Origin of the sequence: Lacticaseibacillus absianus (genome assembly GCF_013407595.1) — a bacterium.
Classification (GTDB): Bacteria; Bacillota; Bacilli; order Lactobacillales; family Lactobacillaceae; genus Lacticaseibacillus; species Lacticaseibacillus absianus.
Window position 1 is genome coordinate 102,022 of sequence record NZ_JABEKX010000003.1, and the last position, 24,690, is coordinate 126,711.

Annotated in this window: 20 protein-coding genes, 1 other RNA gene and 1 other annotated feature; of the genes, 18 read left to right on the forward strand and 3 right to left on the reverse strand. The window is 62.9% G+C overall.

Annotation, left to right across the window (positions count from 1 at the left end):
* The first annotated feature begins 168 nt into the window (after positions 1 to 168).
* Positions 169 to 3,303 (forward strand): MMPL family transporter, encoded by a 3,135-nt coding sequence (locus HII33_RS11135; protein ID WP_246287450.1) that lies wholly within the window; start codon positions 169 to 171, stop codon positions 3,301 to 3,303.
* Positions 3,304 to 3,677: 374 nt separating this feature from the next.
* Here the strand turns inward: HII33_RS11135 and HII33_RS11140 are convergent, their stop codons facing one another.
* Complete coding sequence (locus HII33_RS11140; RefSeq protein ID WP_179395886.1) at positions 3,678 to 4,340, reverse strand: GNAT family N-acetyltransferase; 663 nt, start codon at positions 4,338 to 4,340, stop codon at positions 3,678 to 3,680.
* Positions 4,341 to 4,465: 125 nt separating this feature from the next.
* Between HII33_RS11140 and HII33_RS11145 the strand changes: the two genes are divergently transcribed.
* From HII33_RS11145 to HII33_RS11170, 6 genes are all read left to right on the forward strand, one after another.
* A complete protein-coding gene (locus tag HII33_RS11145; protein WP_179395887.1) occupies positions 4,466 to 4,714 on the forward strand; it encodes a hypothetical protein in 249 nt (82 codons plus the stop codon).
* A gap of 156 nt (positions 4,715 to 4,870) precedes the next feature.
* Positions 4,871 to 4,990 (forward strand) — a sequence feature (ribosomal protein L10 leader region).
* A 31-nt stretch (positions 4,991 to 5,021) separates the two neighbouring features.
* The gene (gene rplJ, locus HII33_RS11150) at positions 5,022 to 5,528 is read left to right on the forward strand and encodes a 50S ribosomal protein L10 (RefSeq protein WP_179395888.1); all 507 of its coding nucleotides are present in this window, start codon (positions 5,022 to 5,024) and stop codon (positions 5,526 to 5,528) included.
* Positions 5,529 to 5,583: 55 nt separating this feature from the next.
* Positions 5,584 to 5,952, forward strand: coding sequence for a 50S ribosomal protein L7/L12 (gene rplL, locus HII33_RS11155; RefSeq protein ID WP_179395889.1), 369 nt, complete (start codon positions 5,584 to 5,586; stop codon positions 5,950 to 5,952).
* Positions 5,953 to 6,058: 106 nt separating this feature from the next.
* Positions 6,059 to 6,511: a GNAT family N-acetyltransferase gene (locus HII33_RS11160; protein WP_179395890.1), complete on the forward strand. Its 453-nt coding sequence runs from the start codon at positions 6,059 to 6,061 to the stop codon at positions 6,509 to 6,511.
* 154 nt (positions 6,512 to 6,665) lie between these two features.
* Positions 6,666 to 9,293: a bifunctional lysylphosphatidylglycerol flippase/synthetase MprF gene (gene mprF, locus HII33_RS11165; protein ID WP_179395891.1), complete on the forward strand. Its 2,628-nt coding sequence runs from the start codon at positions 6,666 to 6,668 to the stop codon at positions 9,291 to 9,293.
* Between the two features lie 377 nt (positions 9,294 to 9,670).
* Positions 9,671 to 10,270 carry a class I SAM-dependent methyltransferase gene (locus HII33_RS11170; protein ID WP_179395892.1) on the forward strand — a complete coding sequence of 200 codons (600 nt, stop codon included), beginning with the start codon at positions 9,671 to 9,673 and terminating at the stop codon, positions 10,268 to 10,270.
* 117 nt (positions 10,271 to 10,387) lie between these two features.
* Here the strand turns inward: HII33_RS11170 and HII33_RS11175 are convergent, their stop codons facing one another.
* Complete coding sequence (locus tag HII33_RS11175) at positions 10,388 to 11,215, reverse strand: PucR family transcriptional regulator (protein WP_179395893.1); 828 nt, start codon at positions 11,213 to 11,215, stop codon at positions 10,388 to 10,390.
* 57 nt (positions 11,216 to 11,272) lie between these two features.
* Here HII33_RS11175 and tadA point away from each other — a divergent pair, with 57 nt between their 5' ends.
* From tadA to ffs, 6 genes are all read left to right on the forward strand, one after another.
* Positions 11,273 to 11,785, forward strand: a complete 513-nt coding sequence (gene tadA / locus HII33_RS11180; protein ID WP_425483993.1) for a tRNA adenosine(34) deaminase TadA — start codon at positions 11,273 to 11,275, stop codon at positions 11,783 to 11,785.
* A 136-nt stretch (positions 11,786 to 11,921) separates the two neighbouring features.
* Entirely contained in the window at positions 11,922 to 12,572 is a 651-nt protein-coding gene (locus HII33_RS11185) for a response regulator transcription factor (RefSeq protein ID WP_179395894.1), read from the forward strand.
* On the forward strand, positions 12,559 to 13,551 hold the full coding sequence (locus HII33_RS11190; protein WP_179395895.1) for a sensor histidine kinase: 993 nt from the start codon (positions 12,559 to 12,561) through the stop codon (positions 13,549 to 13,551). Before HII33_RS11185 ends, HII33_RS11190 begins: the two co-directional genes overlap by 14 nt.
* Before the next feature lie 755 nt (positions 13,552 to 14,306).
* Positions 14,307 to 14,972 (forward strand): ABC transporter ATP-binding protein, encoded by a 666-nt coding sequence (locus tag HII33_RS11195; RefSeq protein ID WP_179395896.1) that lies wholly within the window; start codon positions 14,307 to 14,309, stop codon positions 14,970 to 14,972.
* Positions 14,973 to 14,976: 4 nt separating this feature from the next.
* Positions 14,977 to 17,376 (forward strand): ABC transporter permease, encoded by a 2,400-nt coding sequence (locus tag HII33_RS11200; protein ID WP_179395897.1) that lies wholly within the window; start codon positions 14,977 to 14,979, stop codon positions 17,374 to 17,376.
* A gap of 112 nt (positions 17,377 to 17,488) precedes the next feature.
* An RNA gene (gene ffs / locus HII33_RS11205) (signal recognition particle sRNA small type) lies at positions 17,489 to 17,586 on the forward strand.
* 117 nt (positions 17,587 to 17,703) lie between these two features.
* Here ffs and HII33_RS11210 read toward each other — a convergent pair.
* Positions 17,704 to 19,932, reverse strand: a complete 2,229-nt coding sequence (locus tag HII33_RS11210; RefSeq protein ID WP_179395898.1) for a MucBP domain-containing protein — start codon at positions 19,930 to 19,932, stop codon at positions 17,704 to 17,706.
* Between the two features lie 662 nt (positions 19,933 to 20,594).
* Between HII33_RS11210 and dnaX the strand changes: the two genes are divergently transcribed.
* The 5 genes from dnaX (at position 20,595) to tmk (ending at position 24,670) form a co-directional block, all read left to right on the forward strand.
* Entirely contained in the window at positions 20,595 to 22,292 is a 1,698-nt protein-coding gene (gene dnaX / locus HII33_RS11215; protein WP_179395899.1) for a DNA polymerase III subunit gamma/tau, read from the forward strand.
* A gap of 18 nt (positions 22,293 to 22,310) precedes the next feature.
* Positions 22,311 to 22,619, forward strand: coding sequence for a YbaB/EbfC family nucleoid-associated protein (locus HII33_RS11220; protein ID WP_179395900.1), 309 nt, complete (start codon positions 22,311 to 22,313; stop codon positions 22,617 to 22,619).
* Positions 22,620 to 22,938: 319 nt separating this feature from the next.
* Complete coding sequence (gene recR, locus HII33_RS11225; protein WP_179395901.1) at positions 22,939 to 23,538, forward strand: recombination mediator RecR; 600 nt, start codon at positions 22,939 to 22,941, stop codon at positions 23,536 to 23,538.
* 19 nt (positions 23,539 to 23,557) lie between these two features.
* Complete coding sequence (locus HII33_RS11230) at positions 23,558 to 23,839, forward strand: YaaL family protein (RefSeq protein WP_179395902.1); 282 nt, start codon at positions 23,558 to 23,560, stop codon at positions 23,837 to 23,839.
* A gap of 177 nt (positions 23,840 to 24,016) precedes the next feature.
* Positions 24,017 to 24,670 (forward strand): dTMP kinase, encoded by a 654-nt coding sequence (gene tmk / locus HII33_RS11235; protein WP_179395903.1) that lies wholly within the window; start codon positions 24,017 to 24,019, stop codon positions 24,668 to 24,670.
* The last annotated feature ends 20 nt before the right edge of the window (positions 24,671 to 24,690 follow it).

The following is a 24,690-nucleotide window of genomic DNA, read 5'->3' on the forward strand; positions in this document are numbered from 1 at the left end:
GTAAACGCCTCCTTCTTAGACAATTCGTCTGGATGTGTCTAACCTTGAACAGGCGGCGGTGACTTGTCACTTGTCTGGTCATCGTGACCACTTTATCATCGAGACTATGTTTTGACAACTGTCCAACCATAGATGATTGATAAAAAGGGATGTGTTAACGTGAAACGGATGCGGCAACAACAGTGGCCGGCCTTGATCGCCTGGGTGGTGATCGTGGTCGCGGCCTTGATCGCGATGCCGAATGTCTCCGCCTTAGTGCGCGAGCAAGGGGCGGTGCACCTGCCAGCGACGGCGCAGAGCACGGTGGCCGAGCGGCTGCAGAAGCAGGCTAATGGCAACAAGGCGGTCCGCACTTACACCGCGGTGTTCAGCAACGGCGATGCGGCGCTGTCGGCCAAGCAATCGCGGGCGGTGACCAAGACGCTGGACGCGCTACACGACACCAAGCGGCTCACGGTCACCAGCGTGCTGGCCCCCAGCGCGAACGCGGAGACCAAAAAGCAGCTGATCGCGAGCGACAAGACCACGCAGCTCGCGCAGATCACGGTGAAGAAGCGCGGGACCGTGAGCGCACAAGTGCGCGCGCTGGAGGCTCAGCTACACGTGGCGGGGCTCAAGACGTACGTGACCGGAGTCGATGCGCTGAACAACGAATTCTCGACCGTGACGGAAAAAGGAATCCAGAAGACCGAACTGATCGCCGTCGTGTTCATTTTTGTCGTCCTGATCCTCGTGTTCCACTCACCGATCACGCCGCTGGTGTCGCTGCTCAATGTCGGCGTGGCCTTCATCACCAGCCTGAGCGTGGTGATGAACTTAGCGGCGCACGCCGGGTTCCCGATCTCAAACTTCACCCAAGTCTTCTTGGTGGTCGTGTTGTTCGGCATCGGGACGGATTACAACATCCTGCTGTACGACGAGTTCAAAGGGGCACTGGCGGCTGGGCTGAGTCCGGTCGACGCGATGCGCGAAACGCGGCGGCGCGGCGGGCGCACCGTGCTCTACTCCGGGCTGTCGGTGCTGATCGGCTTCTCCGTGCTCTGGCTGGCGAAGTTCTCCTTCTATCAAAGCGCATCGGCCGTGGCGATCGGCGTGTTGGTCCTGTTGCCCGTGCTGCTGACACTGAACATGTTCTTCATGGCGACGCTTGGGCCGAAGCTGTTCTGGCCGAGCAAGGTGGCCAGCGGCGCGTCGAGCTCGCGGCTGTGGCATGGCCTCTCTAAGGCTGCGCTGGCGCGGCCGGTGGTGGTGTTGGTCGCGCTCGTCGCGTTGGCGGTGCCGTTTGTGGCGACGCTGGGCGCGGATGAGAGCTTCAACAACGCCGATGAGGTGCCTGATAATTACCCGAGCAAGGCGGGCTACGTGCTGATCCAGAAGCATTTTTCCAAAGGCATGAGCGCCCCGGCGACGATCTACATCAAGAGCAAGACACGCCTGGATACGCCGGCCAAGCTGGCGGCACTCGACGACCTGACCCGCTACCTGCAGCGTGAGCCCGGCGTCAAGACCGTGGCCAGTGTCACCGAACCCGGCGGCAGCAAGATCGACTCGATGTACCTGCGCGCGCAGCTGACCACCATCACGGATGGCCTGGCGCAGTCGCAGGCGGGATTGGCCCAGATCAAGGCCGGACTGAATGGGGCGACGACGCAGCTGGCCGCCGCGGACCTGACCGGTAGTCTGAGTCAGGTGCAGCAGCTGGCGGACGGCACCGCCCAGTTGGCTGGTCAAACCAGCAAGCTCAGCAGCGGGGTCAAGCAGTATACCGCCGGGGTCGCCACCGCGGCGGCCGGGGCCCAGTCGCTGCAACAGGCGACGCAGCAGGCCGCCAGCGGCTCGGCGACACTGGCGGACGGCACCGCGACGATGGCCGCCAGTGTGCAGACCATGACCGGCGCGCTCCCGGCGCTCACGAGCCAGCTGCAGACCCTGCAAGGCGGGACCGGTGAGTTGGCGACGCAGATGACCAAGCTGAACACCGCGGTCGCACAACTCGGGACCGTCGCGGACCAGCTCAGCGGCATGATGCCGCTGCTGGCCGCGGCCACGCATGGTGCGCTGACGGCAGACACGATCCAGACGCTGGTGACCAGCGTCGCGCAGCTGAGCGATGGGGCGACGACGCTTAACGCGAAAGTCAGCGGCTTCACCACCGCGATCCCGGGTCTGACCAGTCAGGTCGGCCGGCTCGTTGACGGGACGCAGGCGCTTGCCAGCGGTGCGACCAAGCTCGCGAGCGGGAATGAGGCGCTGGCGACCGGGGCCGCCCAGCTGAGCGCCGGGGCCAGCCGGCTGACCGGGCAGTCTGGCCAGCTGACCAGCGGCACCGCCCAGCTCGCTACGGCCAACGCCCAGGTCAACGGGGCGGTCCAGCAGATGAACACCCAGCTTCAAGGCATGGCGGCCAAACTCACGACGCTTCAGACCGGCCTGGGGGCGGCGACGCAGGGGCTGACGACGCTCGCCAAGGGCTCCAGTGCCATGGATCAGTATCTGAGCGGCCTGCGCGATTCCTACATGGGGGATCAGTTCTACTTGCCGAGCGCTTCGATCCACAGCGCCGCCTTCAAGCCGGCGCTGGACACCTACCTGAAGGCGGCGGGCAAGATCACCACGCTCACGGTCGTGTTCACCGGCGACCCCAACTCCGCCGAGGTCGACCGTCAGTTCACCACCCTGAGCCGCGACCTCAAGGCGCAGCTCAAGCACGGTGCGCTGGCGGGCACGACCGTCGCGATCGGCGGGCAGACCGCCCAGGATCACGACCTGCGCAGCTTGGCCAAGGGCGACTTTGAGCGCACCGCGACGATCATGGTGATCGGCATCGGGCTGGCGCTGATCGTCGTCACGCAGTCGCTGCTACAGCCGTTGACGATCCTCGCCACGCTGCTGGCGGCGTATGCATCCGCCATGGGGCTGACCCGCTGGTTCTCGACGCTTCTGCTCGGGCGGACCCTGTTGAGCTGGAACACGCCGTTTTTCACCTTCATCATGCTGATGGCGCTGGGCGTCGACTACAGCATTTTCCTGATGATCCGCTACCGCGATGACCGGGAGACGCCGGCGCTGAGCCTGCGCATGAACAAGGCCGCCACGGCCATCGGGGCCGTCGTGCTCTCTGCGGCGGTGATCCTATCCGGGACCTTCGCGGCGCTGATTCCAAGCGGCGTGACGACGCTGATCCAAGTCGCGCTGGGCGTCATCATCGGGCTGATCGTGCTCGTGATCACCCTGCCGCTGAGCCTGTCTGCGCTGATCGCCTTGAGCGAGCAGCACGAGCAACGGGAGCACGGCGAAGTTTAGAGCCACCACAGGGCTGTGCCAGCACGCGGTTTTAGCCCAGTGTATAAGCAAGGCCCCAGTCAAACCCGCACTCGGGTTTTGCTGGGGCCTTGCTTATCTGGCTTGCGCTGCCCGGTCGAATGCAGTGAGTGACAGGCAGACATCCGTTAGCATGCCGAACTGCGGCCTTCGGCATTGCCAGACGGAAGCAAAGGCACTTACTGCGGAGTCCGGCAACGCCGGACGGAAGCACTGGCACTTACTGCGACCTTCGGCATCGCCGGATGGAAGCACCGGCGTTGCGTGAGGGCACGCCACGTTCTAGAATCGTTGGGCCACCAGCGGTTACGGCACAGCTTCGTTGTTTGCCAACGCCTTGGCGGATGCCGTCTGGTTCAGTGCAGACTCAGGAAGTAGGTCCGCTCGAGGTAGTGGGTCTCGATATCAAACGCAGCGAGGCCGGCTTCGGTGAAGACGGTGAACCACTGCGGTTGTTCGGCGCGAAACAAGACGCGGTCATCAGTCGTCGCGGTGACTGCGAGTTCCTGGGTCGTGTGATCGAGGGCCCAGTGATAGCGCGGACTGGCCGCGTCTTTGCGGCTGCCTAAGACGCGCCAGTTATGTGCGATCTCCCGCGCGCCAAGGCGCTGATAGAGGTGGTTCGCCGCCGGGTCGCTGCGGGTGAAGATCTCGACGTGATCGGCGCCGGCCTGGCGTAAGGCGGCGAGGCAAGCCGTCAACAGCGCGCGGCCGACGCCTTGGCGTTGCGCGCCTGGATCGACAGCGAAGATTTCGATATAGCTGCCGGTGCCTGGGGCTTGGACGTACAAGTCAGACTGGGACCGTTCGGCGGTGTAGACGCCGGCGTCGATCAGCCCGACGAGTTGGCCGTTCACTTCTGCGATCAGCTGGATCACCTGTGCGTAGCCGAACTCGTCTTCGGGGTATTGCTCGCGCTCGGCGCCGATCTGGTCATTGAACTGCGAGCGGCTGTAGGCCTTAGCCCGCACGTCTAGCCAGGCGTCGCGGTCTTCTGGGCGGTAGGGGCGGATGTTCATCGGGTTGACCTCCGGGGCCGGCGTCAAGCGTCGGTACGTTGGGTCGAGTGTATCACTAGCCAATCCCGATGACCAGTGCGATAATAGGCCCAAATCGCGTGTGGGGACGCATGGGAGGGATCAGGATGATCAAACACGAACTGGCACGACTGGACGACGAGATCGCCCAGCTCACGGCTTCACGGGCCGCCGAATGGCAGGCGGTGACCAAGGCGATGCAGGCGTATGTGGAAGCAGAGCCCACCGGCGACACACTGGGGTTGCGGCACCTGCTCGAAAGTCTGAACCACCGGGCCAATGATATCGACGACCTTGACCGCACGCTCGCGATGAAGGCGCGGATGCGCCAACTGTTGCGGTTGGAGAAGCGCTAGACCCTGGCCCAAGGCGAGTGGCCCGATGAGCTGCGCCGTTCTTGGCAAGACAGACAGCCCCCTGTGGGCGGCACAAGCGCCAGCGGCATTCGGCCGCTAGCGCTTTTTTGCCCAGACGCCTTGACACCAGTCGGGCCGTAATGGTATCCTTCTTCTCGTGATTATTTCACTCTACCTAAGACTCAGGGGGCGCAAGCCTTAATCATCCTGCCGAGGTGGTATCGGAACGCTAGATACCTCTATGTCTTGGTGGACATGGAGTTTTTTTATGCGAAAAACTTCAACGAACTAACAGGAGGTGAACCAAATGAGTGAAGCTATTATCGCAAAAAAGGCTGAGATCGTTGCCGGCTTGTCCGAGCAATTCAAGGCTGCCAAGAGTGCCGTGGTCGTGAACTACCGTGGTCTGACCGTTGCGCAAGTCACCGAACTCCGTAAGGAACTTCGTGACGCCGGCGTGAAGATGGAAGTCATCAAGAACACGTATCTCCGTCGCGCTGCTGATCTGAATGGCTACGAAGACCTGGATGCTGTATTCACAGGCCCGACAGCGATCGCATTCTCCAACGACGATGTTGTTGCACCTGCTCGCATCATGGCCAAGTACGCCGACAAGATCGACGCGCTTGAGATCAAGGGTGGGATCATCGAAGGCAAGGTCGCAAGCCTCGACGAAGTTGTTGCCCTGTCCAAGCTTCCAGATCGCGAAGGCATGCTGTCCATGCTGTTGTCCGTTCTGCAAGCACCCGTTCGCAACGTCGCTTACGCTGTCAAGGCCGTGGCCGAGAGCAAGAGCGAAGAACCAGCTGCCTAATGCAGCCTGAGTTCATCCTAATATTCAAATACAATATAAATTGGAGGAAACAATCATGGCTTTAGACACACAAGCAATCGTCGACCAGCTCAAAGAAGCTTCCATTCTTGAACTGAACGACCTCGTTAAGGCAATCGAAGAAGAATTTGGCGTAACCGCAGCTGCTCCTGTAGCAGCTGCCGGCGCAGCAGCAGGTGCTGCTGAAGAAGCTAAGGACTCCTTCAACGTTGAACTGACCGAAGTTGGCCAGGAAAAGGTTAAGGTCATCAAGGAAGTCCGTGCCATCACCGGCCTCGGTCTGAAGGATGCTAAGGGCCTCGTTGATGGTGCCCCTGCTAACGTCAAGGAAGACGTTAACGAAGAAGAAGCCAACAAGATCAAGGAACAGCTTGAAGCTGTTGGCGCGACCGTGACTCTCAAGTAATTCACTTGACACTCGGTCCAGTAGAGACCGCGACGCGTTTTCGTTGGAAAACGCGCCGCGGTTTTTTGCTGTCACCGGGAGATCATTACGGAAAGTGGTGAGTAAAATGATTGAGATCAGAGACTACGTGCCGGCTGACTGGCCAGCGGTCGCGCGCATTCACGACCAGGCGCGCCGGCACGAACTGCAACTGGCTGGGCTGTCAGCCGCCTTCGTGCCCCTCAAGATTGCGGCGATCAATGAGGGCTTATTCGATTATCCGGGTCTGTTCGTCGCCGAGCGCGCGGGCCAAGTCCTGGGGTTCGCAGCCTGCACCGATACGGAGCTGGCTTGGCTGTATGTCGATCCCGCGGTGATGCGTCAAGGCGTTGGGCGCGCCCTTGCGACACATGCGCTTGAAGCGTTCCCCACGATCCACAGCATTGAAGTCCTAGTTGGCAATGCGCCGGCCCACCACCTGTACGAACAGCTGGGCTTCACGGTCCAGACGGTGACACACGGCCGCATGCCCGGCAACGAGGCGTTTGCCGTCTCCGTTGAGGTGTTCGAGCGCGGATAGCAGCGCAGCAGTGGTCGGTCCCACTGCGAACGCCGGCTGATGGATCGGGGTAGTGACCTAATGGTTCAATTCGGCCACTTACAGTTTCGTTAGCCCTCAAATGCGGGCAACTCCGCTATAATGACAAGTGGAGTGCAAAACAGGAGGAGTCTACTTGAAACGATTATTCCAACGTGCAGTCGACTGGGTCAAGCTGCACCTGACGTTGCTCAAAGTCTTGTTCGTCGTCTCGGTGCTGGTCTTCGTCGCCATCATGCTCGGCCGGGTGGGCCAGGAGCTGAGTGGGGCGCAGATGCGTGCGAGCCTGGCGACGCAAAGCCCGCTGTCGCTGGCGATCATGCTGGTGGTCGGTTGTATCGCCGTGCTGCCGATGCTGAATTATGATTGGACGATCACGAAGATGCTGCCGGGCAGCTACTCACCGTGGTACGTGGTCAAGTCTGGGTGGATCGTCAACGCGTTCACGAATATCGCGGGCTTCGGCGGGTTCCTCGGCGCGAGCCTGCGGGCGAATTTTTACCACGAGCACGCGACGAGCAAGCAGGTGCTCGCGGCGATCGCGAAGATCGCGCTGTTCCTGCTGGCCGGGCTGTCGCTGTGGTCGCTGATCGCCTTGGGCCTGATTTTCGGGCTAGGGATCGGCCAGATGTACACGGATTACTGGTTGTGGCTGATCGGCGGCGCGGCGTATTTTCCCGTGCTGATGGTCGTGACGCATGTGACCAACGCGGCGTTCTTCGCGGACATGCCGCTGCGGCGCCAGCTCAGCCTGACGCTCGGCTCGTTCCTCGAATGGGGCGGTGCCGCTGGATTCTTCCTGCTGATCGGCGGGTTCCTCGAGGCGCCGGTCAACTTGACACAGGTCCTGCCGCTGTTCTTGGTCGCGAACGTCTTGGGGGTCATCTCGATGGTGCCCGGCGGGTTAGGGTCCTTCGATGTGTTCATGCTGTTCGGCCTCAGCCAGGTCGGGGTGAACAACAACGTCGGGGTGGTCTGGCTACTGCTGTACCGGCTGTTCTACTATGTCGTGCCGTTCGTGATCGGGGCCTTGCTGTTCGCCCAAGACGCCGGCCGTCAGCTCAACGCGCGCCTGGAAGGGCTGCCGATGCAGGTCCTGCGGCGCACCGCGCACATCGCGCTGGTCGTGTTCATGTACTTCTCGGCGATCATGTTGCTGCTGCGCGGGGTCGTACCAGATGTCGCGCTGCGCAACCACTTGTACCTGCGGTTGTACCCGTGGACGTTCCTGTTCCTCAGCCGCGTGACGAACATCATGATGGCGTTCATCATCTTCGGGTTCGCCCGCGGGATCGCCAACCGCGTCCGGCGTGCGTACTGGCCAACGCTGGTGTTGCTCGTGCTGGCGCTTGGGGCGTCGGTGCGGCGGGAGGTGAGCCTGAAGTTTATCATTTTTCTCGCGGTGATCCTGCTGGCAGCGGTGCTGGCGCGCAAGGAGCTGACGCGGGCGCGGATGGACTTCCCGTGGGGGCAGCGGCTGGTCGATGGCGGGATCTTCGCCGTCACGGCGCTGTTCTACGCGATCGCCTTGTTCTACAACGCACCGGCGTTGCACCACCGGAACCCGGTGCCTGAGGTGTTCTTCTTCCCGTCCGAGCGCATGTGGCTCACGACGATGGTCGGGGTGCTGGTCGCCGCGGTCACGCTGGCGGTCATCTATGGCTACCTCGCCAACCCGATGACGCCGCTAGGTCAACCGGTCGATGAGGCGCGGTTCAAGGCCTTGATCGCGCGCTTCGGCGGCAATGAGGTCTCGCACCTCGCGTACGCTGGCGATAAGGTGGTGCGCTTCTTCCAGGTCGACGGGGAGGACCGGGTGGCCTTCTTGTTCCGCAAAAAGACGGATAAGCTGGTCATCCTCGGCGATCCGATCGGCGACCTGACCCAGGTGCGCGCGGCGATCGCGGATTTTGTCCGGGCGGCGGACACGCAAGACCTCTCACTGGTCTTCTACGAGTGCTCCGAGCAGCTGACGATGCTCCTGCACGAGTACGGCTTCGACTTCATGAAGTTCGGGGAGGAAGGCGCCGTCGACGTGACGACCTTCACCCTCGCCGGGACCCGGCGCAAAGGGGAGCGCGCGCTGATGCACAAGTTCGAGCGGCAGGGCTACGCCTTCGACTGGCTGGAGCCGCCGCACAGCCCGGCACTGCTCGCTGAGCTGCGCGCGGTCTCCGACAGTTGGCTGGAAGGCCGGCCGGAAAAAGGCTTCAGCCTCGGCTTCTTCGATCCGCACTACCTGGACCAGGCCCCGATCGGCGTGATCCGCGACCAGGCCGGCAAGATCGTGTCCTTCGCCACCGCGATGCCGATGGGGACCGGCGTGACGACCAGCATCGACCTGATGCGCTCGAGTGACGACGCGCCGAGCGGCATCATGGACGCGGTGTTCATCAACTTGTTCGAGCGCGCTAAGGCCGATGGGTACCAGTATTTCAACATGGGCATGGCGCCGCTGAGCAACGTCGGCACCAGCGACTACTCCTTCTTGGAAGAGAAGATGGCGCACCTCGTCTACGAGTATGGCTATCGCTTCTATGGGTTTCAGGGGCTGCGGTCTTACAAGGACAAGTACGTGACCGACTGGCGGCCCAAGTACGTCGCTTACCGCAAGCGCCAGAGCCTGCTGTTCACCCTGCTCCAGATCTTGATGCTAGTGAACACGCCGATCGGCACCAAGCCGCACGACACGTTCTTGCGCAAGCGGCTCGAAAAAGTTAGCCGCCTCGGCGACCTGCTCGCCGGCACGCCGCGGGAGAAGTAGCGCATCACCGCGCCATAGGGCCCTGACGTCACGACTGCTGGTCGTCGCGTCAGGGCCCTTGTTGGCGATCGCCGATCGATTCTGGACGGTGAGTTGCGCCCTGCACGTCATCGCCACCCGCGCGTTGCGTGGGGGGTGCCGCTACGCCGCCAGGCGGCGGCACCCGACCAATTGCCAAATTGGCGCGGGTGACCCGCCGTGAGCCTGGTCGACCAATTCGCAGGATCGGTGCACCGCCAGTTGCCGCAGGGGGCGGCGCGGTCAGCCGCACCCGATGCCAAATTGGTCGGGTGGTCCTTGGCGCGCCCACGATCGCCCCGCGACGGCACACGGGGCTGACCAGACGTGGTACAATCGGAGGAGAAAGAGAGGCCACTATGACTCATTACTACACGAACGATCCCGACTTAGCGCACGACGAGCACAGCTTCAGCTTCGAGCTGGCCGGCCACACGCTGACGTTCACGTCAGATAACGGCGTGTTTTCCAAGCACACGATCGACTACGGGAGTCGCGTGCTGATCGATACGGTCGCCACGGCGCCCGACTTACCGGCTGGCGCGGTGCTGGATGTCGGCTGCGGTTACGGGCCGATCGGCCTCGCGCTGGCCAAGCACTTCCCTGAACGGGCGGTGACGATGAGCGACGTGAACGAGCGCGCGCTGGCACTGGCTCAGCGCAACGCAGACGCGAACGAGATCGCCAATGTGACGATCCTCGAGTCTTCGGTCTACGACCAGATCGACGGCACGTTCGCGGTGATCGTGACCAACCCGCCGATCCGTGCGGGCAAGGCGATCGTCTCCGGGATCCTGGCCGGGGCGGCGGCCCACCTCCAGCCGGGCGGGCAGCTCTATGCCGTGCTGCAGAAGAAGCAAGGCGCGCCGTCTGCGCTGAAGCTGATGAAGGCCACCTTCGCCGACGCGGCCGTGGTGCGCAAGGCGCACGGTTACTACATCCTGCGCGCGACGAAGTGAGCCAAGGCGCGTGACCGCATGCGTGTCGTGACGCGCGTTGGCGAGACTAACAAGGCCATTCGCGGGAAGTTCGACGCTTCCGGTGAATGGCCTTGTTTCGTGTGATCTGGTGGGTGATCAGGGCTGGATCAACAGGTGGCAGAGCACCAAGTCGTCCATCTGACGCAGGTTGAAGCCGGTCTGCGCCTCGAATTTTTCCAACCGGTACTGCAAGGTGTTGCGGTGCAGGAACAGCGCCTTGGCCGCGGCGGTCAGGTTGCCCTGCGCGTGATAAAGCGCGTTGATCACCGGCAGGATGTCGGGGTCGGCGGTGATGGTCGCCGCCAGCGCCTGTAGCAGCGGGTCACCGGTGCGGGCCTGGCGGATGCTGGCGAGCAAGGCGACTTGCTGAACGGTGGCCAGCCGTGCCTGCGTGCCCGCGGCCAGCCGCTGCTCGCCGGCGGCCAGGGCCGGCAGGTGAGCGTCGACAGGCCACGGGTGCCCGATGAACAGGCGGGTGCGGCTGTCGAAGTCCGAGTCGAGGGTGTCGAGGATGCCCTGCAGCGTGTCGGGGTCAGTCAGCACCAGCCCCACCGGCTCAACGAGGGTCCCGGTGCTCGGGGTGTCGAAGAAGCCGGCCACAGAGACGGCAAACAGGCTGGTCAACGCCTCGAGCCACGCGCTTGGGGTGGCGGGCGTGTCACTCAGGTCGACGGTGAAATGCAGCAGTCGCACTGGCTGATCGCTGGGTGCCAGCCCTGCGCCACGCAGGAAGCGGGCCCAGGGGTGTTGACTCTGGGCTTGCGGCAACAACGCCTTGATCAGCGCGGTCTCGCGCGGCGTTAGCGCCTCGGTGTCGAGGCCAACGGTCTGGCCGTCGACCGTCACCACCAGTGCATTTTCGGGGAACGGCGGGGCCGCCAGCACCGGCACCACTTGTTTAAGTAATGGTAAAATCGCAGTCAATAACGCCACCGCCTTGCGAAGTTTTCTTACATTGATTGTAGCAGAGTTCACCCAAGAATGGAGGCCACGATCCTGGAACCACACGAGATCGATCAATATATGCAACTGGCGCTGGAAGAAGCGCGAGACGCCCAGCGGATCGGCGAGGTGCCGATCGGTGCGGTGATCGTCCACGATGGCGTCGTGGTCGGGCGCGGGCACAACCTGCGCGAGCACGCCCAAGACGGGACGCTGCACGCCGAGATCCTGGCGATCCAGGAGGCCTGCATGACCCTGCGCACGTGGCGCCTGGAAGACTGCGACCTGTTCGTCACGCTGGAGCCATGTCCGATGTGCGCCGGGGCGATGATCAACAGCCGCGTGCGCACGTGCTACTACGGCGCCGCGGACCCGAAGGCGGGGGTCGCCGGCACCCTGATGGATCTGCTGGGCGACGCACGCTTCAACCACCAGGTCCGCGTGGTGCCCGGCGTGCAGGCGGACGCGGCGGCGGCCTTGTTGCAGGACTTCTTCCGCGGTATCCGCGCCAAGCGCAAGGCGGCCAAGCAGGCGCGCCGGGCGCAAGGCTAAGCGTGCGCTTGACGCCAATGCCAAGTCCCTCGACCCGGGCGTGTGCGGCCAAGTCAGCCGATGCACGCCCGGGTTTTGCGTGCGCACAGTTCCGCTAACGCGGCAGGTAGGGTATGACGAGCGCGGAGGGATCGCCATGAGATTACTGATCGTCGAAGATGAACCGGCACTGCGCGCCAGCATGGCGGCGTTTTTCGCGCCCCAAGCGACGGTCCAAGCCGTCGGGACGCTGGCCGCGGCCAGCGTGGCGGTGGGGACAGGTCCAGAGGCGATCATCCTGGACCTGGCGCTACCGGATGGTGATGGGCTCGACTGGCTGCGTGAATGGCGGCCGCACCTGACGGCCAAGGTGGTCGTGCTGACGGCCAACGATGCGGAACCGACGCAGCTGGCCGGGCTGCGCCTGGCGGATGAGTACGTGGTCAAGCCGGTCAGCCTGCAGGTGCTGGCCGCCCGGTTGACGCGCTTGTGGCCGGCCGCCCCGATCCGGCTCGGGTCAGTCGCGGTCACCCTGACCACCGGGACCGTTACGCGCGCCGGTGCGCCGGTCGTGCTGACGGCAACGGAGTGGCGACTGCTCGCCTACCTGGTCACCAACCGCGGCCAGATCCTCAGCCGCGAGCAGTTGATGGGCGCGCTGTGGGACGCGCGGGAGGCCTATGTGGCCGATAACACGCTGACCGTGACAATCAAGCGGTTGCGGGAGAAACTCGAAGCCGATCCGGCGCATCCACAGCTGATCCGCACCGTGCGGGGAATGGGGTACTTTGTCGATGAGCAAGCCTGAATCGCTTCTGATCGTTCAACTCGCCTTGGGTCTCGGTGCGGTCGTGACTGCGGTCTGCCTGGTTGCGTGGGCGCTGGCCCCGCTGGCTGGACCGGCGGTGCTGGGGCTGTGGGGCGTCGGGTTGGCGCTGATCGGCGGCATCAGCTGGGCGTGGGCGCGCCGGCTCCACCGTAGCCTGGCGGCGATCGAGGCGCAGCTGCACGCCGCGCGGACCGGGGTGGCGGCGTATGCGATCGCGCAGAACGACGAAGGGGCGTTTTCCGCCCTCCATAACGAGTTGCACCACTATGTGCGCCAGACGGCCGCGCTGCGGGCAGACTTGCAGCGCGACCGCGACCAGTTGAGCATGGCGATCACCGATATCGCCCACCAGCTGCGCACGCCGATCGCGACTCAGGCCAATCTGATCGAGCTGCTGGACGCGGCCAACGCGGCGCAGACCCGCGCCGAGCTGGTGCGCCAAAACACGCGGCTGGCGCACCTGGTCGAGCAGCTGATCCTGCTGGCCCGCGTCGATACGCACACCCTGAGTCAGACCCAGGCGCCGATCGCCGTCGACACGCTGCTGCGGCAGAGCCTCGCGCCACTGGTCCCGCTGGTGGCGGCCCGCGACGTCACGCTGGCCTGGCACGTGCCGGCCGACTTGCAGGTGGGGGTGAACGCCAAGCTGACCCAGGAGGCCCTGATCAATCTGTTCAAAAACACCCTGGAGCACGCGCCGGAAGGGTCGACCGTCACGGTCACCGCAACGGGCACCCCGTTATCGGTCGTCGTCACGCTGACGAACACCGGCGCACCGATCCCAGCCGCGGATCTACCGCACCTGTTCGAGCGCTTCTACCGCGGCAGCCAAAGCGCGCCGGGCAACGTCGGCATCGGCCTAGCGATCGCCCAAGGGATCATTGCGGCCAGCGACGGCCGCCTGACCCTGGTGAACGTGGCGGAAGGGGTGCAGGCCAGAGTGGAGTGGTTCCAGTGATCCAGAGCGGAGAAGCGCGGTTATGCGAGTTGGGTTGCTCCCGCATGTCAGACCGTAACGCGCAAGCGCGAACGGTCTGATCAAATCCGGCCTAGCGTGAGGCCCCCGGGCTTGGGCCTTGCGTTGGGCCGACTTAGACCGCACCCGCATGCGCTTCGCAGCTCGACGAGACCCAGAGCGGAGTGAAGGCGTACGTAGGGCGACAGGTTGCCTAGCTAAGCGCGTTGACCCCTGGTCTTGGGGTCGACGTGCTTGGCGTAGCAAGATGGTCGCCCGTTGCCTTTGCGCAGCTCGACGAGACCCAGAGCGGAGCGAAGGCGTACTTAGGGCGACAGGTTGCCTAGCTAAGCGCGTTGACCCCTGATCTTGGGGTCGACGTGCTTGGCGTAGCAAGATGGTCGCCCGTTGCCTTTGCGCAGCTCGACGATCCAGAGCGCAGGACTCGCGGGCTTAGCGGGACGGCTAACCTAGATAAGCGCGTTGCGCCCCGTACTTGGGCGCGATGCGCTTATCGTAGTTAGACGCGCCCGCGTTGCCTTTGCGCAGCTCGACGCAGGCGGAGAATTCACGGTTATGCGGGTTGGGCTGCTCCCGCATGTCAGCCCGTAACGCGCCCGGCGTTTTGTGGCCACAGTGCGACGAGGCGCGTGCGAAGACGCCACGTCATTTGGCGGTCAGTTGCCCTGGCCGCTTTTTCGAGTGCGTCACTTAGTTGTCACTTTGCGTCGGTACACTGGGGCTTGGAGGTGAAGGATATGGCGATTTTAACCGCAACAGAGTTAGTCAAAACATACCCGGGAGAGGAGCAGCCGGCGCTGAACGGTGTCAGCCTGAGCATCGAGGCGGGTGAGTTCGTCGCGATCGTCGGGCCATCGGGGTCCGGCAAGTCGACGCTCCTGCATTTGCTGGGTGGGGTGGACCGGCCGACGAGTGGACGCGTGCAGCTCTACGACACGGATGTGTACGGGCTCAACGAGACGCAGCTGGCGATCTTCCGCCGGCGCCAGGTCGGGCTGATCTACCAGTTCTACAACCTGCTCCCCAGCTTGACGGTGGCGGAGAACATCACGCTGCCGCGCGAGTTGGATGGCAAAAAGGTCGAAGCGAACCGCTTGAATCAACTGCTTGACCAGCTGGGCCTGGCGGAGAAGCGCAACGCGTTGCCGGGGCAGCTCTCCGGCGGCCAGCAACAGCGGGTGGCGATCGGGCGGGCGCTGATCAACGAGCCGGCGATCGTGCTGGCGGACGAGCCGACTGGGAACCTCGATCAGCGTAACTCACAAGAGATCATGTCCCTGCTGCATTTTGCCAATATCAAGCAGGGCCAGACCGTGGTGGTGATCACGCACGACCCGCAAGTGGCCGCACAGGCGCAGCGGGTGCTGACGATCACTGACGGCCGGCTGACGGAAGGGGCGTGAGCGCATGGGGATCCTGACCAAGCTCGGTTGGCGGAGCCTGCGGACCACGCGCGGGCGCACGCTGATGACGATCGGGGCGATGGCCCTGGCCGCCACGCTGGCGGTGGCGTCACTGGTCGGCCTACGCAGCGTTCAGATGAGCTTCTACCGGTACGCGTTGCAGAACACCGGCGGGATGCTCGCGGCGTTGCCTGCCACGACGCCAGCCAAAGCCGCAAAGCTGCGTGCCGATCCCGCCTTTCGCAAGACCGTGAGTTACGTCGAAGAGGGGCGGGCGACGCTGGGGCAGACGCGAACGAATCATATTCAGGAGCCGTTTCACCTGGCCGCGCTCGCTTCGGCGGATAAGGCGATGCTGAAGCCGTTGCTGGTGAGCGGGCGTGTGCCGGCCCGAGCGGATGAGGTCTTGATGTCGGACCTGCTGGTGACGGATCACCGCAACGTCGGCAGCACGATCAAGGTGACTGTGGCCAAGCGGACGAAGACCTACCGCGTCGTCGGCACGATGAACGGGTATAACCCGAGCTTCCTCCCGACAGACGGCCTGATCCGGGTGGCGGCCAAGCGACCGGCGGGGCGGACCGTGGTGATGGTGGACCTCAAGTCCCTGAGCGATGCCCGAGCGCAGCTCAAGGCGATCACTAAGCGGGCGGGGCTCAAGCAAGATCAGCTTCAGGTCAATGACGAAGCGCTCTCGACCATGTGGGGCAGCGCGGATGCGCGCAAACGCAGCACGCTTGTCACCGTGGTCGCGGTGATCATGGCGATCGTCGGCGCGGTCGCCTTGATCATGATCTACACGAGCATCAACTTGTCGGTGCGGGCGCACCGGCAGCGCTACGGCCTGCTGCGCTCGATCGGCACCACCCCACACCAGCTGCGGCACCTTGTTTACGGGGAAGCGCTGATGCTCGCTGCCCCAGCGCTCGTGCTCGGCGGGGTGGTCGGCATCGGCGGCCTGGCGGTGGCGTTCCACCTCATGAACGGTGTGCTGGCAGGTAATCTGCTGCCGATCACCCTGATCCTAACGGTCGATTGGTTGCCGCTGGTCGGGGCGGCCGTCTTCATGGCGCTGATCACGCTGCTGGCAGCCGCGCGGCCGGCTTGGCGGGCGAGCCGTGTGACCCCGATCGCGGCGATCCGGGCACTCGATCCGTCACCGCGCCTGACCCAGCGCCGGTTGCGCACGCCGTGGTGGATGCAGTACTTGCACCAGCCGCTGCTGCGGTTGGCCGCTAAGTTCGACCGGCGTGAAGGCCGTCGCGGCACGATGCTCGCGACACTGGTGGTCACGGTAGCGCTGTTCGTCGGGCTGACGGGGTTCGTCGGTAATATCTGGCGGATCTGGGATTCACCGACCAGCGCGGATATCACCGCGGTGGTCAGCGGACGCGGCGATCAGACGGGCGCGATGCGTCAGCTGATTCGCCGGTTAGACGGGATCCAACGCAGCCTCGTCACGCGCCAAGCAAACCTGGTGATCCGACGGGACGCGGCTGCGCCGACTGACGATGCGCTCACCGGCATGGGCGTGACCTTGTACGTGGTCACGGATGCGCGGGCCCAGCGCGATTTTGCCGGCCAGCCGACGTTGCTGAACACGAAGCTCCAGTATGTGGACGCAAAAGGGCACGCCACGATCGACTGGGCAGTCGACCCTAAGGTGACGAAGCTTAAGCTGACCGCCAGTGATGGGGAGGCAGACACCAAGGCGGGACGGGTGGTGTCGTTCAAGGTGATGCCGCTGGCCAAGGCGCCGGGCTTCGGCGGGATGCTGTATCCCGACGGTCAAATCGGCTTGGTCGTCGGGACCAGTCAGTACCGGGCCTGGGCCAAGGGCCTGAACCTGCCCGCCCGTGACCTTCAGACGGCGGTGGCGCTCAAGCTGACCCGGCCAGCCGCCACCCATACGACGGTGGTCAAAGCACTCAAGGGCCGCTTCGGCCAGTTGCCGGTCACCGATACCGTGGCGGACAACCAGCAGGCGCTCGCGCTCACCACCGTGATCCGCACCGCCTGTTACGGGTTCATCACCCTGATCGCGCTGGTGTGCCTGGCGACAGTGGTCAACCACACCTTCGCGAGCCTGATGACGGCGCGGCGCGGGCTCGCGATGCTCCAATCGATCGGGACGACGCCAAGGCAAGTCGTTGCGATGCAGGGGTGGCAGTACGCGATGTTGCTCGTGCGAGGGTGGCTGATCGGCAGTGTGCTCGGCGTGGGCCTGAGCGTCAGCCTGTTCAAGATGATGATCGGAGGGTATCAGCAGGTGCACATCATCTGGCCGTGGGCCCAAGTCCTGATCGCTGGGGCTGGTTTGTTGGTGGTCGGACTCGTCTTCGTCCTTGTGACGTGGCGGATGCTGAATCGGCAAGACATCGATCAGCTACTGCGGACGGCGTGAGGCGCCGTCTCAGTGATGTGTGATCAGACGCCCCCAGCTTGGCGAATGATCTTTTTGGGCCCGCCTCGTGGCACTAGCCAACGTCACGGAAGTCGTGTATACTAGTGGTTGCCGCAAGGCCTTAAGGCAATGGTCGCCTTTCGAATTGTGTCAGGTCCGGAAGGAAGCAGCACTAAGAATCGTCGACCATGTGCCTTTTGTTTTGCGCCAAAAAAGATCCCGGTCGCCGCTTGCGGTGGCCGGGTTTTTGCACTCAGGGGGGGTTGGTGACCGCCCCAAAAAGGCCTCGCCCCGGACACGTTAGGGCAAGGCCTTTGGGTCGTGCCGTCAGTGCTGACGGCGCTTATGCCACGTGCGCTCAGCACCGATGGCGCTGAGGACGAGTAGGACGGCCCCGATGAGCGTGGTCAACCGAGCGCCGACAAGATGGTCACCGGCCTGGGGCAAGTTGTGCGCACGGTGCGGGTTCGGGCGCGTGTGCGTCTGAGGCCGTGGCGTTGCGGGGGTGGTGTGGTGGCCCGTAGTCGGGGTCATGACCTTCGCATAGACGTAGGTCACGGTCTGGGACTTGTCGGTCAGGATCCCAGTCGGGTTACCCTTGATGGTCTTTAGGGTAAAGCCGGGGATCACTTTTTTGATCGTCGTGTAGGGTGCGCCGACGTACCCGGAGAGGGTGATTGTCGCACTGAGCGGCGTGCCGTTCTCATCGAGATACTGGACAATGACGTGGCCGCCGACCACCGGCGTCTTGGTGTAAACGTAGGTCACGGTCTGCGCCTTCTCGGTCAAGGTGCCTGTTTCGTTGCCCTGGACGTTCTTCAGGGTGTAGCCCGCAATGACCTTCTGGGTCGCGGTGTAGGAATCACCCACGTTACCGGAGAGAACGGTGTCGGTCGCGATCGACTTGCCCGTCTCATCAACGTACTTGACGACAACGGTCCCTTTGACGCGCGGTGCGAGCGCCACGGTGCGAACGTAAGGGACGGCGTAGGCCCCCGTGTTGTCCGCGATCTCATCGGGCAATTGGCCGATGTTGACGGCATTCGCATCCGCGGCGGCGTAGGTGTAGGCAAGCGTTAATGTCTGAGCGTCAAAGGTGTGTGCTTGAAGCGCTGCCTTCAGTTCGGACAGGCTGTAAGCGGTGTCGGTGTAGGTGTGCCCGCCGTCCAGGCTGAGACGAACCTTGAGGTTGGCCGGGACCACGCCGACGGGCTGCCCATCTGGGGTGCGGCCATTGTCGGTGATCGTGATGCTATCGGCACCGAGGACGTGGTCGAAGTCGGCTAGCGCGGTTTTTTCTGCGATCGGGGCGTCATTCGCGTTTGCGGCGGTCAAGTAAGGGCGTGACGTCTGAATTTTGAATACCGAAACGTTAGGTGAGTAGAGGTGATTGCCGTTGGGGGCCAGCGGCGTGACGACCGTCTGGTGCGTGTTGCCTGACGTGTACATGTAGTAAGTGACCGCGATCGTATGGGTCGCGTCGGCTTGTCGCGCCGCGTTGTCTGAACGGTAGGCGTTGTCGATCTGCGACACGCGGTCGAACCCAGTCAGCTGGATCTGTCCCCCATTCCCGGAAACGATGTCATCGACACGGCTATTGGCTTGGATTGTCTTCATCCCAGCGTTCATCTTGGCAGCGAATTGATCGATGCCCACTTTTTGCAGCGACGCGCTGGCGCGGGTATAGACGGTGTTGGCCATCAACTTGGACAATGTGCCGAGTTGGGCATAACCTTGCTGGGTGAGAAACACGTTGGTGCTGGTGTCGATGTAGCGCTTTGCGTTGTCAGCCGAGCCAACGACTGGCCCGTTGTCGGTCGATGCGCTCAGGAAGGCTTGGGCCCCTTGCAACCCGGCGCCGAAATACGCCCGGCTTCGCATGGTCAGGTAGACGTCGTCGCGGACCTTGTTGTACCGCGCGGGGAGCACAAAATCATTCTGGGGCGTCAACATGTAATCGTTGGCAGTTGCACTTTCGCCATAGCCGATCTGGGTGGGAAACTGGTACGTGCCGTCGGGGAACTTCATGAGCATCGGGTTATCGGCGTTCGGTAGGTGGCCGACAGTCAGCCGGGAGAACAAGATGGGGTCCGCCAACTCGGTGTCTCCCCAATAGGCGCCGCGATCATCGGTCGGGCCGACGTAGGTCAAGTAATCGACAACATTGCCCGTGAGATCCTTGACCCCTTGTGGATTGGGGTTCGCATTCAAATACGCACCGGAGGGTAAGGGGATGTATTGGTCCGTCAGATTAGGGTAAACGGTAAAATTATCTTCCGGCGAGATGTTGTTGGCCAGGTAGTACTGGTTGAAGGTCATGCCGGGCGTATACGTGATCAGCTTTTTTTGAACGGCGACCTGAAATTTGGCCCAGATACCGTTGCCCAATACCGATTCAGAGATTGGTTCGTCCAAAAAGCCTTTGTGGATGCTGTCGAGTTTGTAGTAGTTGCGATTCGTCAGTAAGTCAGTGCTGGCAGAGACGGTGGTAGTCGCCCCAATCGACAGTGCGCTGAGCCCAAGACAAAGCCCCAAAAGTAGCCACCCTTTTTTCATCACTAGTCATCTCCTCTATCTGTTGACTTGATCCAGGCTGGTCTCACGACTGAAAATATGCGGCGCAGCGGTGCGGTAGACGCGTGAAACACTGATCTGGATATGTGCCAGACTTGTTTAATGATTGAAAAATACTGAAATAATGGTTGATGTAACTGACATCCTCGCTAACTGCATTTTATCACGGGTAATAAGTGCGATTAAAGCGTAATTTATTTTGGTTATTGTTTACTTTTATATCAAGATTTCTGGCCTGTATTGGTAAATAAACTGTATGCACCATAAAATATCGTAATGTACATACTGATGGTACATTGTTGAGAGTATAAATGAGTGATGCCTGGTGACGCTTCTGAGTGACCAGACCGTGTTGGGAGAGCAAATCAAGGCGCGGGCGGGCATCGGAAAATTTACGTGATAGGAAGGCGATCGATGTGCGATCGGTGGCTGGCAGCCCCCTGAGACTATGGTAAACTAGAACAAGTATGGCACGAGGCGGAGGTTCTCGCTTCGTGCTGGCTCGTCGAGCGACGGCGCACAACGGGGAAGCAGCTAGCGACGCCCAGTCGCCGGCCCCCAAAACCCGGGGGCCAACGCCCGGGCTAAGCTACCTGTTCCCCTAAGTTCGTGCACCTTCGCTCTGGTAGAAAGGATGAGGATGGTTGAGCTACCAAGCACTGTACCGGGTCTGGCGGCCCCAGACCTTCGCGGATGTGATCGGGCAGACTGCGATCACGCAGACGCTGCAGAATGCCCTGACGACGGGGCAGACCAGTCACGCTTATTTGTTCTGCGGGCCGCGGGGGACGGGGAAGACCAGTGTCGCCAAGATCTTGGCGAAGGCGCTGAACTGTCGGCACCTTGAGAACGGTGAGCCGGATAACACGTGTGATCTGTGTGTGGCGATCAACAACGGGAGCCTGACGGATGTGATCGAGATCGACGCGGCGTCGAACAACGGGGTCGACGAGATCCGCGACATCCGTGACAAGGCTAAGTACGCGCCGACTGAGGCCCGCGTGAAGGTCTACATCATCGACGAAGTGCACATGCTGTCGACCGGCGCGTTCAATGCGTTGCTCAAAACGCTGGAGGAACCGCCGGCGCATGTGGTGTTCATCCTCGCCACGACGGAGCCGCAGAAGATCCCGGCCACGATCATCAGCCGCACGCAGCGGTTCGATTTTCGCCGGATCACAGCGGATGACATTGTCGGGCGGCTGCAGCACATTCTCGACGACAAGGGCATCACTGCCGAGCCTAAGGCGCTGATGGTGATCGCCAAGGCCGCGGAAGGCGGGATGCGGGATGCCTTGTCGATCCTCGACCAGGTTTTGAGTTTTGGCCAAAACCATGTGACGGTGGCGAACGCGCTGGATGTGACCGGCGGCGTGGCCGCCGCGCAACTGGGGGCCTACCTGACTCAGATCGGCGCGCACGACCCCGCGGCGGCCTTGACGACGATCGAGCAGCTGCTGGCGAGCGGCAAGGACGCCGGGCGCCTGATCGAGGACTTGATCGAGTATCTGCGTGACCTGCTGGTGTTCCAGCAGGCGCCAAGTCTCGTCAATGACACCGAAAGCGCGCTGCGCGACGACCAGTTTGAGCCGCTGGCGAAGACCTTCTCGGCCAGCCAGCTGTACCGGATGATCGGCGTGTTGAACGAGACGCAAAGCCAGCTGCGGCTGACGAATCACCCGACGCTGTACCTCGAAGTGGCGACGGTGCGGCTGGGCGAGCAGCCGGCGCCAGTGGCGGCGCAACCGGCTGCGTCGGCCGCGCCGGCCGAGAGCGGCGCGGTGAGCGCCTTGCAGGCACAGGTCGAGGCGTTGCAACAGACGGTCGCGCAACTCAGCCAGGGCCAGCCGGTGGCCGCCCCGGCGGCGAAGCCGAAGCCGCTGACGAAGAAGGCGACTCACCCGCACATCAACAAGCAGCAGCTGTACCCGATCCTCGGGGCGGCGACGAAGGCCGATCTGACGGCGATCAAGGACATCTGGCCGGATCTTCTGAACATGCTGTCGGTCACCAAACGCGCGATGATGCGCATTTCGGAGCCGGTGGCGGCCAGCGCCAGCGGCGTGATCGTCAGTTTTGCCTACGACATTCTCGTCGAGCGGGCGATGAAGGACACGGCACTGATGACCGAGCTACAAAGCGGGCTGGCGCGGCTGCGCGGCGACAAGCTGACCATTGTGCTCGTCCAGCAGGATGAATGGCCGAAGGTGCGCAAGACCTACCTCGCAGAGATGGGCGCGCCGCAGACACCCAAGCCGGCCGAGCCGACCGAATCACCGGTGGTCAAGACCATCACGGATATGTTCGGCGACGAAGAAAATATCACGATCAAAAACGACTAGAAGAAAGAGGAATCGATTATGCGTGGAATGGGCAATATGCAGGGTATGATGAAGCAGATGAAGAAGCTTCAAAAAGAAATGACGGACGCGCAAGATGAGCTGAACAGCACGACCTTCAGCGCCAGCTCCGCCAGCGATATGGTCACCGTGACCTTCACCGGCGACAAGAAGATGCAAGACATCGCGATCAAGCCGGAAGCCATCGACCCAGACGATCCGGATATGCTTCAAGACCTCGTGCTCGAAGCGGTCAACGCGGCGCTGGCCCAAGTCGACACCGCGACCCAGGCCAAGATGGGCAAGTACACCCGCGGGTTGGGAATGTAACTAGACCAGAGCGCCGGTTCGCGTACTTAGCGGGGCGAGTAGCCTAGCGCAAGCATTTAGACCCCGAATTTGGGTCTGAGTGCTTGCGCGTCGCTAGTCATCCCCGCGCTGCGGACGGGCGCTCGATGATCCAGAGCGGAGGACTCGCGGGCTTAGCGGGACGACTAACCAAGATAAGCGCGTTGCGCCCTGCACTTGGGCGCGACGTGCTTATCGTAGTTAGACGCGCCCGCGTTGCGAGCACGCAGCTCGACGACCAGCAGGGTTCCCCGCGCGTCGCGTGTCCCACCCATTTTCAGACCCATTCAGGAGGCCCCACATGCAATACCCAGATCCGATCGCCAAGCTGATCGACAGCTACATGAAGCTGCCGGGGATCGGCAGCAAGACTGCCACACGGCTGGCGTTTTTTACCATCGACATGAACAAGGACGACGTGGACGGGTTCGCCAAGAGCCTGATCGCCGCCAAAAACGACCTGCACTACTGCACGGTGTGCGGGAACATCACCGACGAGGACCCGTGCGAGATCTGCCGCGACACCGGGCGCGATCAGAGCACGATCCTGGTGGTCGAGCAGGCCAAAGACGTGATGAGTATCGATCGCACCGGCGAGTACCGGGGGCTGTACCACGTGCTCCACGGCGTGTTGAGCCCGATCGAAGGCCGCGGACCGGAAGACCTCAACATTGAGAGCCTGATCCGTCGGTTGCAACAAAACGAGGCGGTCAAGGAGATCATCGTGGCGACCAATGCGACGCCAGAAGGGGAAGCGACCGCGCAGTACCTTGCGCGGCTGATCAAGCCGGCGCGGATCAAGGTGACCCGGCTGGCGCATGGGTTGGCGGTCGGCTCGGATATCGAGTACGCCGACGAGATGACGCTCCTCAAGGCGGTCGAAGGCCGCACCGAGATCTGATGAAAGGCGGGCGAACGAGATGTTTGGGCACAAACGACCGGATGTGAAGCAGACGGCTGACCGGGAATTGATGATCAGCGTGGGCCGGGTGCGCGACCGCATGGCGGCGCAACGTAAGCTCGTCGCGACGTTCCGCGAGGTCGATCCAGCGACCCGCGCGCAGGTCAACCTGCAGGAGGGGCTCTTCGACTTCCTGCACCGCGAGGCCCGCACCCGCAAGGTCTCGGGGCAGCTCGTGGCCGAGATGGCCGCGCAGCAGCTTCAGGCGGATAATCTGAACTGGCAAAACGGCAAACGCTGAGCGGCCGAGTGTGTAGGCGCTCGGCGACGGGTCACCGGGCGATCGGTGGCCTTTTTTGGGCCGGTGCCCCGAGCACGGCGCCGGCGGATTTTTCTCGCCCAATTTGGCGGTGCCCGGGGTGCAATCACCCGGTTTTTCAAGTACACTATAAGTATTGACGAGAAAGAAGGCAGACGGTTGGCAGGCACATTCATCACGTTCGAAGGCCCGGATGGCGCGGGCAAAACCAGCGTCTTAGCAGCGCTGATCCCGCAGCTCGCCGCACACCTGACGCGGCCGGTCCGGCTGACGCGGGAGCCCGGCGGGGCGCAGCTCTCGGAGAAGATCCGGGAGCTGATCCTCGATCCGGCGAACACAGCGATGGATGCGCGCACCGAGGCGCTGCTCTACGCGGCGTCGCGCCGGCAGCATCTGGTCGAGGTGATCGAGCCGGCCCTTGAGGCGGGTGACGTGGTGGTCTGCGATCGATTCGTCGATAGCTCGGTCGCCTATCAAGGCGCTGGGCGGCAGATCGGTGAGGCGGCGGTGTTGGCGATGAACCAGTTCGCCACCGGTGGCCGCACCCCGGATCTGACCATCTACTTGGACGTGCCGAGCGCGGTCGGGCTGGCGCGCATTCAGGCGCACCGATCCGACCGTCAGTACGACCGGCTCGACCAGGAGTCGCAGGCGTTCCACGAACGCGTGCGGGCAGCCTACCTGCGCCTGGCCGAGCAAGATCCCGCCCGCATTCGGACGATCGACGCCACGCAGCCGATGGCCGAAGTTGTCGCGGCGTGCCTGGCGGCGCTCCATGTCTACTTGGCCGACGACTGGCAGGCGAACGCCTAAAGGCCGGCCTGTCACGTTCT

Bases quoted from the DNA above. Each gene is read 5' to 3' on its own strand.
- HII33_RS11200 (WP_179395897.1), top strand. From the start codon at position 14,977: ATGGGGATCCTGACCAAGCTCGGTTGGCGGAGCCTGCGGACCACGCGC.
- rplL (WP_179395889.1), top strand. From the start codon at position 5,584: ATGGCTTTAGACACACAAGCAATCGTCGACCAGCTCAAAGAAGCTTCC.
- HII33_RS11230 (WP_179395902.1), top strand. From the start codon at position 23,558: ATGTTTGGGCACAAACGACCGGATGTGAAGCAGACGGCTGACCGGGAA.
- HII33_RS11220 (WP_179395900.1), top strand. From the start codon at position 22,311: ATGCGTGGAATGGGCAATATGCAGGGTATGATGAAGCAGATGAAGAAG.
- HII33_RS11135 (WP_246287450.1), top strand. From the start codon at position 169: ATGCGGCAACAACAGTGGCCGGCCTTGATCGCCTGGGTGGTGATCGTG.
- HII33_RS11185 (WP_179395894.1), top strand. From the start codon at position 11,922: ATGAGATTACTGATCGTCGAAGATGAACCGGCACTGCGCGCCAGCATG.
- HII33_RS11160 (WP_179395890.1), top strand. From the start codon at position 6,059: ATGATTGAGATCAGAGACTACGTGCCGGCTGACTGGCCAGCGGTCGCG.
- HII33_RS11170 (WP_179395892.1), top strand. From the start codon at position 9,671: ATGACTCATTACTACACGAACGATCCCGACTTAGCGCACGACGAGCAC.
- rplJ (WP_179395888.1), top strand. From the start codon at position 5,022: ATGAGTGAAGCTATTATCGCAAAAAAGGCTGAGATCGTTGCCGGCTTG.
- tadA (WP_425483993.1), top strand. From the start codon at position 11,273: ATGGAGGCCACGATCCTGGAACCACACGAGATCGATCAATATATGCAA.
- HII33_RS11145 (WP_179395887.1), top strand. From the start codon at position 4,466: ATGATCAAACACGAACTGGCACGACTGGACGACGAGATCGCCCAGCTC.
- recR (WP_179395901.1), top strand. From the start codon at position 22,939: ATGCAATACCCAGATCCGATCGCCAAGCTGATCGACAGCTACATGAAG.
- HII33_RS11210 (WP_179395898.1), bottom strand. From the start codon at position 19,932: ATGAAAAAAGGGTGGCTACTTTTGGGGCTTTGTCTTGGGCTCAGCGCA.
- HII33_RS11190 (WP_179395895.1), top strand. From the start codon at position 12,559: ATGAGCAAGCCTGAATCGCTTCTGATCGTTCAACTCGCCTTGGGTCTC.
- HII33_RS11140 (WP_179395886.1), bottom strand. From the start codon at position 4,340: ATGAACATCCGCCCCTACCGCCCAGAAGACCGCGACGCCTGGCTAGAC.
- HII33_RS11195 (WP_179395896.1), top strand. From the start codon at position 14,307: ATGGCGATTTTAACCGCAACAGAGTTAGTCAAAACATACCCGGGAGAG.